This window comes from Corallococcus sp. CA053C (assembly GCF_003611675.1).
In the GTDB taxonomy this organism is placed as follows: domain Bacteria; phylum Myxococcota; class Myxococcia; order Myxococcales; family Myxococcaceae; genus Corallococcus.
Genome location: NZ_RAWA01000783.1, coordinates 1 through 1,245, shown reverse-complemented (window position 1 = coordinate 1,245; position 1,245 = coordinate 1). Strand labels below are relative to the sequence as shown.

Sequence of the window (1,245 nt, the reverse complement as noted above, 5' to 3'; positions counted from 1 at the left end):
CGCCCACCTGCCCCGCGCGTCGGTGGCCACCCTGCGCTTCGCCGTGCCGGACGTGGCGGCCCAGCGGGCCTTCTGGGACGCGGTGGCCTCCTGGCTGGGCTGGACCCCGGCGCGCACCCAGGACGGCACGGCGGCCTACACGGGCGCGGGCCTGGGGCTCGTCTTCACGCCGGGCAGTTCAGCGCCGGCCCCGGTCACCCTCACGCTGGAGGCGCCTTCGCCGGCGGCCGTCGTCCGGCTGAAGGACCTGCTACAAACCCACCATCCACGCAGCATCGTGTCGGGCACCGAGGAGGGCCTGAAGTTCCAGGACCCCGCGGGGCTGATGTGGGAATATGCCCGCCCGCCGGTTTGATTCTCCCCTGAACGGCGTCCGAGGCCTTCCGGAACCGGAAATCCTGATCGCGGTTGCACGCGTGCCTTGACGCAACGGGGGCGTCGCAGTAAGGACGGCCCCTCTTTTTCCTTGCCTTGCCTTCCGCTGGAGCATTGCCTTGGCGAACACCAAGTCTGCAGAGAAGCGTTACCGCCAGTCCCTGAAGCGCCGCGCCCGGAATGTGAATGTCCGGACGTCGGTGAAGGACGCCGTCAAGTCCGCCCGCGAGGCCATTGCCTCCAAGGACGGCACGAAGACGACGGACGCGCTCAAGGCGGCTTCCAAGACCCTCAACAAGGCGGCCAGCAAGGGCGTCCTTCACAAGCGCACCGCCTCGCGCCGCATCTCCCGGCTGGCCAAGGCCGCCGCGAAGAAGTCGGCCTAGTCGACCCGCCAGTACCGTCCGCGTTGAGGACCGGGCACCCCGGTCCTCACCAGGTACTGGCGAGCCTGTCGTACCCGTCACGCATGAGCGTTTCCGCCAGGCGTGCGAGCGCGGCCTGACGGTTGGCCTCGGCTTCCAGGACGTTGCCACGCCCCTGGAGGTAGTCCTCCGTCCCCGACACCACCGTCTCCGCCAGCAACTGTCCCTCCTTCACGAGGCGCAGCCGCACGGTCGTGGAGACGCGGTAGTTGTTGGCGATGATGGTCGGCGACGCCCAGACGTTCAGCACCGCCCCCTCCATCGAGGACGTGCAGCCCGGCGCACTGGCCAGGCGCCCCGCCTGGATGAGCTGCTGGCGCAGGTAGCGCGTGAAGAGGTTCTCCAGCGCGGGCTCCGGCGTCTCGTTGGCGAACACGGGCGCGCACACCTGCCCCACGCCCTCCGGCAGCGCGGAGCCCCACGGCTGGAAGCGGTAGCCACACCC

At 70.0% G+C, this 1,245-nt stretch carries 2 protein-coding genes and 1 pseudogene; 2 read left to right on the top strand and 1 reads right to left on the bottom strand.

The window, feature by feature from the left end:
- Both D7V97_RS45140 and rpsT read left to right on the top strand, forming a co-directional pair.
- Positions 1-355, top strand: a pseudogene (locus D7V97_RS45140) (nucleoside triphosphate pyrophosphohydrolase); the annotation flags it as partial.
- A gap of 139 nt (positions 356-494) precedes the next feature.
- Positions 495-761, top strand: coding sequence for a 30S ribosomal protein S20 (rpsT, locus tag D7V97_RS43100; protein WP_120616276.1), 267 nt, complete (start codon positions 495-497; stop codon positions 759-761).
- 46 nt (positions 762-807) lie between these two features.
- Here the strand turns inward: rpsT and lptE are convergent.
- On the bottom strand, positions 808-1,245 hold a 438-nt coding region (gene lptE / locus D7V97_RS43095), incomplete at its 5' end, for an LPS assembly lipoprotein LptE (RefSeq protein ID WP_233583618.1).